This window comes from Microbacterium sp. MPR-TSA4, from assembly GCF_058792815.1.
Window position 1 is genome coordinate 1 of the sequence record NZ_JBXAFF010000071.1, and the last position, 6,720, is coordinate 6,720.

General features: G+C 70.9%; 8 protein-coding genes. 1 reads left to right on the forward strand and 7 read right to left on the reverse strand.

Going from position 1 to position 6,720, the window contains the following annotated elements:
- Positions 1-38 precede the first annotated feature (38 nt).
- Positions 39-2,003 (forward strand): acyltransferase family protein, encoded by a 1,965-nt coding sequence (locus AC1Q49_RS15580; RefSeq protein WP_492493286.1) that lies wholly within the window; start codon positions 39-41, stop codon positions 2,001-2,003.
- A 58-nt stretch (positions 2,004-2,061) separates the two neighbouring features.
- Here AC1Q49_RS15580 and AC1Q49_RS15585 read toward each other — a convergent pair whose 3' ends face one another.
- The 7 genes from AC1Q49_RS15585 to infA all read right to left on the reverse strand — a co-directional run bounded on the left by AC1Q49_RS15585 (position 2,062) and on the right by infA (position 6,588).
- Complete coding sequence (locus tag AC1Q49_RS15585; protein ID WP_492493278.1) at positions 2,062-3,147, reverse strand: GNAT family N-acetyltransferase; 1,086 nt, start codon at positions 3,145-3,147, stop codon at positions 2,062-2,064.
- Between the two features lie 118 nt (positions 3,148-3,265).
- Positions 3,266-3,853 (reverse strand): 50S ribosomal protein L17, encoded by a 588-nt coding sequence (gene rplQ, locus AC1Q49_RS15590; RefSeq protein ID WP_492493280.1) that lies wholly within the window; start codon positions 3,851-3,853, stop codon positions 3,266-3,268.
- Positions 3,854-3,936: 83 nt separating this feature from the next.
- Positions 3,937-4,926 (reverse strand): DNA-directed RNA polymerase subunit alpha, encoded by a 990-nt coding sequence (locus AC1Q49_RS15595; protein ID WP_005050489.1) that lies wholly within the window; start codon positions 4,924-4,926, stop codon positions 3,937-3,939.
- A gap of 120 nt (positions 4,927-5,046) precedes the next feature.
- On the reverse strand, positions 5,047-5,445 hold the full coding sequence (gene rpsK, locus AC1Q49_RS15600; protein ID WP_005050490.1) for a 30S ribosomal protein S11: 399 nt from the start codon (positions 5,443-5,445) through the stop codon (positions 5,047-5,049).
- 36 nt (positions 5,446-5,481) lie between these two features.
- Positions 5,482-5,862: a 30S ribosomal protein S13 gene (rpsM, locus tag AC1Q49_RS15605; RefSeq protein ID WP_060960267.1), complete on the reverse strand. Its 381-nt coding sequence runs from the start codon at positions 5,860-5,862 to the stop codon at positions 5,482-5,484.
- Between the two features lie 314 nt (positions 5,863-6,176).
- Positions 6,177-6,293, reverse strand: coding sequence for a 50S ribosomal protein L36 (rpmJ, locus tag AC1Q49_RS15610; RefSeq protein WP_005050492.1), 117 nt, complete (start codon positions 6,291-6,293; stop codon positions 6,177-6,179).
- 73 nt (positions 6,294-6,366) lie between these two features.
- Positions 6,367-6,588: a translation initiation factor IF-1 gene (infA, locus tag AC1Q49_RS15615; RefSeq protein WP_005050493.1), complete on the reverse strand. Its 222-nt coding sequence runs from the start codon at positions 6,586-6,588 to the stop codon at positions 6,367-6,369.
- Positions 6,589-6,720: the final 132 nt, after the last annotated feature.

Below are 6,720 nucleotides of genomic sequence, written 5' to 3' on the forward strand. Positions count from 1 at the left end.
CGCCCGCGCTCTCCCCTCCGGAAACAGCCCTCCCCGCCATGACCACACCTTCCGCCCCGCGCTACGCGGGCCTCGACGGCCTGCGTGCCCTCGCCGTGCTGCTCGTGGTCGTCTACCACCTGTTCCCCGCCGGGATGCTGCGCAGCGGGTTCATCGGCGTCGACGTGTTCTTCGTGATCTCCGGCTTCCTGATCACCTCGCTGCTGCTGCGCGAACGGGGATCCACCGGCCGTATCGCGCTGCGCGCTTTCTGGACGCGGCGCGCGCGGCGCCTGCTGCCGGCGCTGGCCGTCGTGGTGGCCACGAGCGCCAGCATCGCGGGCCTCGTCGGCGGCGACGTGCTGCTCGGACTCGGCCGCCAGGTGATCGGCGCGGTCACGTTCTCGTACAACTGGACGTCGATCTCTGCCGGCGCCTCCTACTTCGGCGCCACACAGCCGGAGCTGCTGCGCAACCTCTGGTCGCTGGCGGTCGAGGAGCAGTTCTACGTGCTGTGGCCGCTGCTGCTGCCGCTGTTCCTGCTGCTGCCGCGCCGGTGGATGCGGACGGCTGTCGCCGCGCTGCTGGCTGCGGCCTCCGTCGCCTGGGCCGCGCAGGTCGTCGGCGCCGGCCCGGGGCTCGCGGGCCTGACCCGCGCCTACTACGGCACCGACACCCACGCCTTCGGGCTGCTCATCGGCGTCGCCCTCGCGTTCGCCCTGGCGGGGCGCACGGCCTGGAGCGCCGCGGCCCGCCCGTCGATCGGCGGCGTCGGCCCCGCGTGGACCGCCGTGGTGGGCGCGGTCAGCGTCGGAGGGATCGTCGTCATCGGCATGATCGCCGACGGCGCGACGGCCTACCCGATCGTGCCGTTGGCGGCGAGCGCCCTGACGGCGGTCGCGATCGCCGCGGCCACGCTCACCGGCTCGTGGTTCGGTCCCGCGCTCGACGTCGCGCCGCTGCGGTGGATCGGCGAGCGCTCCTACGGCATCTATCTGTGGCATTGGCCGGTCGTCGTGCTCCTCACCGTCGCGGTGACGGGCACGTTCGTCGAGGAGACCGTGCCCGTCCCCGTGGGGGTCGCGGCCGCCGTGACGACCCTCGTGCTGTCGGCGGCCTCGTACCGGCTGCTCGAACAGCCGATCCGCCGGCTCGGCTTCCGCGGCGCCGCGTCCGCGTTCGGCCGTCGGCTGCGCTCGACGCCCGCGCGGCGCTTCGGCGCCGTCGCGTCGCTCGGCGTGACCGCGCTGGTGGTCGCGGGCACCGCCGCGGCCGTGGCCGCCGTGCCCGCCGTCAGCTCGGGCCAAGCCGTCGTCGAAGCCGGGCAGCGCGCGCTGGATGCGGCATCCGCGTCGCCGACCCCTCCGCCGTCGCCGCCGCCGTCCGGCGATCCCGGCGCGACCACGCCCCGCCCCACGCCGACGGTGGGCCCCGACGGCGAGCCCTTGCCCCCGCCCCCGGTGTCGGTGCCCGGCGATCGCGTCACGGCGGTCGGTGACTCGGTCATGCTGGCGTCCGCCGGCGGACTGCTCGAGGAGCTTCCCGGCATCCAGATCGACGCCGAGGTGTCGCGATCGATGTGGGTCGGCAGCGAGATCGTCGACCGGCTCGCCGCGCAGGGCGCGCTGCGCGACTACGTTGTCGTCGGCCTCGGCACCAACGGGCCCGTCGACGGCGAGGCGCTCCAGGACATCTACGACAAGGTCGGACGGGCCCGCACGCTCGTGCTCGTCAACGCCTTCGCCCCGCGCGACTGGATCGACGGCGTCAACCGCGACCTCGCGGCGTTCGCGGCCACCCACCCGGGGGTGATCGTCGCCGACTGGTCACAGGCCATCGCGCCGCGCACCGATCTGCTGGCGGGCGACGACATCCACCCGGGCGAGGCGGGCGGGCGCGTCTACGCCGACACCGTCACGACCGCGGTGGATGCCGTGGCCAACCAGCGCGCGCAGGTGCGCTACCAGGTGCAGCTGATCCGCTGGGCCACCACGCGCGCGCTCGCCCCCACCGCGACGCCCTGAGCGAGCCCTGAGCGACGCCCGCGCCGCGGCGGACGGCCCGGACCTGCGGCGAGTCGGGTCAGACGTGGGCGACGAGCGCGACCGCGCGCTCGTCCGCGACGAAACCGAGCCCCTCGTAGAGGGTGTTGGCCCCGGTCGGGCTCGCCGTGTCGACGTCGAGGACGGCCTTCTCCAGGCCGGCGGCGGCGATGGCGCGGAGCGCGTCTGCGACGACGACCGGCGCGAGCCCCTGCCGGCGATGGGCGCGGACGACGCCGATCAGGTCGATGTACGCGTGCGAGGCGCCGAGCATCTCCCAGTCGTCCTCGTTGACCGACGCGAGGCAGAAGGCGGCGATGGCCCCCGAGTCATCGACGACGAGGCGCGAGAGGTCGGGGCGGAAGAACTCGCCGCCGACGAACTTCGCCCACGACTCCGGCGGGCTCGGCAGGCTTCCCCAGTGGTCGCGGAACGCATCGTTGCGGGCGCGACGCGCGTCGTCGTCGCGGTCGTGGGTGTAGGCCACGACGCGCAGTCCGCGGGCCGCGGCATCCGCCGACAGCACCACGTCGGGAAGCGGGCGGGCCAGGTCGCGCAGCATCGTGGCGAACCACCGCTCGGCGGCGAAGCCGCGCGCCTCCGCGAGCCGCCGATGGCCCAGGTTGCTCTCCTCCGCGTAGACCTTGAGATCGGCGGTCCACTCCCCCGCCTCCACCGGCGCGAGCGACGGGGCGACCCCGGCGAGCTGCTCGAGCGCGCGGGCGTACTGCCACGCGAACACGGCCGTCCCGATGCCTCGGCGCCACCGTTCGGGCAGCACGGCGCCGGACAGCGACACGGTCAAGGCCCCATCGCGCGCCGGATGCAGGAACGCGCTGCCGTAGGCGATCACCGTTCCTGCGGCATCCACCGCCAGCACCGTGTCGCGGGTGTGGTCGATGTGCGGCAGGTCGAAGGTGTCCGCGACCTCCTGGCGGGGCGTCGTCCACGTCGGGTGGTCGATGCGCTCGGCCGCGACCATGACGGCGTGAAGCGCGTCGATGTCGTCCGCCGTGGCGGTCCGCCAGGCGGCGACCTCGGGATGCCGCGGCGGCAGCGGACCGGCGTCGACACCGGCCTCGCGCTGCAACCGGTGGATGCGCTCGATCAGGGACGTCTCGCTCACCACACCACCGTAGCGGGGCGCAGGACGGTTCGCGGGCCGGCGCCGCGCCGCGCTCCCGCCCCACGCAGCGAGGCCCGCGCCCCCGTTCCGGGGTGCGGGCCTCGCGACAGCGTTCGCCTTACTTGGTGGCGTCCTCGGCGGCGGTCTCCGCGGCCGCGCCCTCCTCGGGCGACTCGGCGCCGGCAGCGGCGGCGTCGTCCGTGGCGACCTCGTCAGCAGCGTCCTGAGCCTCGTCGGCCTCGGCGACGGCCTCGGTCGCGGCCTCCTCGGCGGCGTCCTCGTCCTTCGCCGGGGCGGCGACGGGAGCCGCGGCGGCCGACTTCTTGGCCGACTTCGGCTTCGGGTTGACGGGCTCGAGCACGAGCTCGATCACGGCCATGGGGGCGTTGTCGCCCTTGCGGTTGCCGATCTTCGTGATGCGGGTGTAGCCGCCCTCGCGCTCGGCGACGAGCGGAGCGATCTCGGCGAACAGCACGTGCACCGCATCCTTGTTGCCGATGACCGACAGCACGCGACGGCGAGCGTGCAGGTCGCCGCGCTTGGCGAAGGTGACGAGACGCTCGGCGAGCGGACGCAGGCGCTTGGCCTTGGTCTCGGTCGTCGTGATCGACTTGTGCGTGAACAGGGCGGCGGCCAGGTTGGCCAGCAGCAGACGCTCGTGGGCGGGGCCGCCTCCGAGGCGGGGACCCTTGGTGGGCTTGGGCATATCAGTTACTCCAGAGGAAAAGTGTCAGCGAACCGGTCGGGGCCGGAGCGCGCAGAAGGTCTTGCCGGTGCGAGCGCGGAGGCTCAGAGGGCCTCGTCGTCGTAGCCGCCGTAGAAGTGCGCGCCGTCGAACCCGGGGACCGAGTCCTTCAGCGACAGGCCGAGCGAGACGAGCTTGTCGCGCACCTCGTCGACCGACTTCTGACCGAAGTTGCGGATGTTCATCAGCTGCGTCTCGGAGAGGGCGACCAGCTCGGACACCGTGTTGATGCCCTCGCGCTTGAGGCAGTTGTACGAACGCACCGACAGATCGAGGTCCTCGATCGGCATCGACAGCTCGTTGGTGAGCACCTCGGCGACCGGCGCGGGGCCGATCTCGATGCCCTCGGCCTCGACGTTCAGCTCGCGGGCGAGACCGAACAGCTCGGTGAGCGTGCGACCGGCCGACGCGACGGCGTCGCGCGGCGAGATCGACGGCTTGGCCTCGACGTCCAGGACGAGCTTGTCGAAGTCGGTGCGCTCACCGGCACGCGTGGCGTCGACGCGGTACGACACCTTCAGCACGGGCGAGTAGATCGAGTCGATCGGGATCTGACCGGCCTCGGCGTACTCGTTGCGGTTCTGCGTGGCCGACACGTAGCCGCGGCCGCGCTCGATCGTGAGCTCGAGCTCGAACTTCGCCGAGTCGTTGAGCGTCGCGATGACCAGCTCGGGGTTGTGCACCTCGACACCCGCCGGAGCGGAGATGTCGGCGGCGGTGACCTCGCCGGCGCCGGTCTTGCGCAGGTACGCCGTGATCGGCTCGTCGCGCTCGGACGAGACGACGAGCTGCTTGATGTTGAGGATGATCTCGGTGACATCCTCCTTCACACCCGGGATGGTGCTGAACTCGTGCAGCACGCCGTCGATGCGGATGCTGGTGACAGCCGCACCGGGGATCGAGGACAGCAGGCTGCGGCGCAGCGCGTTGCCGATCGTGTAGCCGAAGCCGGGCTCCAGCGGCTCGATGACGAAGCGGCTGCGGAACTCGCCGATCTTCTCCTCGGTCAGAGTGGGACGCTGTGCAATGAGCACTATGTGTTCCTTTCCGTCACGTGCCCGCTATATGACACGTGCGATTGCAAGAGGTGTTGAGTTTTCAAAGACGACGGATGCCGGGTGCCGCCCGCGATGCGGGGGCACCCGGCCCGGAAGTCAGACGCGGCGACGCTTCGGCGGACGGCAGCCGTTGTGCGCCTGCGGGGTGACGTCGGAGATCGACCCCACCTCGAGGCCGGCGGCCTGCAGCGAGCGGATCGCGGTCTCGCGGCCCGAACCCGGGCCCTTCACGAAGACGTCCACCTTCTTGACGCCGTGCTCGGCGGCCTGGCGGGCGGCCGACTCGGCAGCCATACCGGCGGCGTACGGGGTCGACTTGCGCGAGCCCTTGAAGCCCACCCCACCCGAGGACGCCCAGCTGATGACGGCGCCCGAGGGGTCGGTGATCGAGACGATCGTGTTGTTGAACGTCGACTTGATGTGGGCCTGGCCCAGCGCGATGTTCTTCTTTTCCTTGCGGCGCGGCTTGCGCGCAGCGGTCTTGGCCTGTGCCATGTGTCTGTTCTCCTAAACCTGTACCGGGGGCCGCGCTTACTTGCGGCCGGCCTTCTTCTTGCCGGCGACGGTGCGCTTCGGGCCCTTGCGGGTACGCGCGTTGGTCTTGGTGCGCTGACCGCGCACCGGAAGGCCGCGGCGGTGGCGCAGACCCTCGTACGAGCCGATCTCGACCTTGCGGCGGATGTCGGCGGCGACCTCGCGGCGCAGGTCACCCTCCACCTTGTAGTTGCCTTCGATGTAGTCGCGCAGGGCGACCAGCTGGTCGTCGGTGAGGTCCTTGACGCGGATCGACTCGTCGATCTCGGTGGCCTTGAGGATCTCGACCGAACGCGTACGGCCGATGCCGTAGATGTAGGTGAGGGCGATCACCACGCGCTTGTCGCGCGGGATGTCGACGCCGGCAAGACGTGCCATGCGGGTTCTCCTAGGAGTAGTGGAGGTGTGGAACAGGATCGGTGCCCGGGCCTCCGCCCGAGGTGTCCCCTCCGAAGAGGTTCTGACCCTGCAATGTGCTGACCGTTGCCGGTCGGTGTGCGAGCGTCGCGCCGCCCCCGACCATCCGGTCGTTGAGCGAGCGCAGCGAGTCGAAACGCGCCGTTCTCCGACCATCCGGTCGTTGAGCGAGCGCAGCGAGTCGAAACGCGCCGTTCGCGGTATGGAGTTGTGTCTTCGTACTGAGGTGTCGACTCGGCCCTGCGGGCCTCGCTCACCCTCGAGTCGCGACCGACTCAGCCCTGGCGCTGCTTGTGACGCGGGTTCGACTTGCAGATGACCATGACGCGACCGTGGCGACGGATGACCTTGCAGTGGTCGCAGATGGGCTTGACGGAGGGGTTGACCTTCATGATGTTTCCTGTTCGCTGTCTTCGAGTCGCGCGGATGCCGCAGCATCCGCCCGCTCGTTACTTCTCGACCGGTCTAGCGGTAGCGATAGACGATGCGACCGCGCGTGAGGTCGTAGGGCGAGAGCTCCACGACGACGCGGTCTTCGGGGATGATGCGGATGTAGTTCTGCCGCATCTTGCCGGAGATCGTGGCGAGAACCTTGTGTCCGTTCGTGAGCTCAACGCGGAACATCGCGTTGGGCAGCGCCTCGGACACGACGCCCTCGATTTCGATGACACCGTCTTTCTTAGCCATAGCCTCGCTGACGCTTGAGCAGACCGGTCGGTCTGCGGTGAGTGGGATGTGGTGCGGCGACACGCCAATGAAGGCGCAAGGCACCAAAGATTCAGTGTACGTGATAGGGGGCCGGACGGCAAACTGCCGTCC

What these genes read in the sequence shown, in the direction of transcription:
- AC1Q49_RS15580 (WP_492493286.1), top strand. Translation starts at nt 39, where the DNA reads ATGACCACACCTTCCGCCCCGCGCTACGCGGGCCTCGACGGCCTGCGT.
- rplQ (WP_492493280.1), bottom strand. Translation starts at nt 3,853, where the DNA reads ATGCCCAAGCCCACCAAGGGTCCCCGCCTCGGAGGCGGCCCCGCCCAC.
- rpsK (WP_005050490.1), bottom strand. Translation starts at nt 5,445, where the DNA reads ATGGCACAGGCCAAGACCGCTGCGCGCAAGCCGCGCCGCAAGGAAAAG.
- rpsM (WP_060960267.1), bottom strand. Translation starts at nt 5,862, where the DNA reads ATGGCACGTCTTGCCGGCGTCGACATCCCGCGCGACAAGCGCGTGGTG.
- rpmJ (WP_005050492.1), bottom strand. Translation starts at nt 6,293, where the DNA reads ATGAAGGTCAACCCCTCCGTCAAGCCCATCTGCGACCACTGCAAGGTC.
- infA (WP_005050493.1), bottom strand. Translation starts at nt 6,588, where the DNA reads ATGGCTAAGAAAGACGGTGTCATCGAAATCGAGGGCGTCGTGTCCGAG.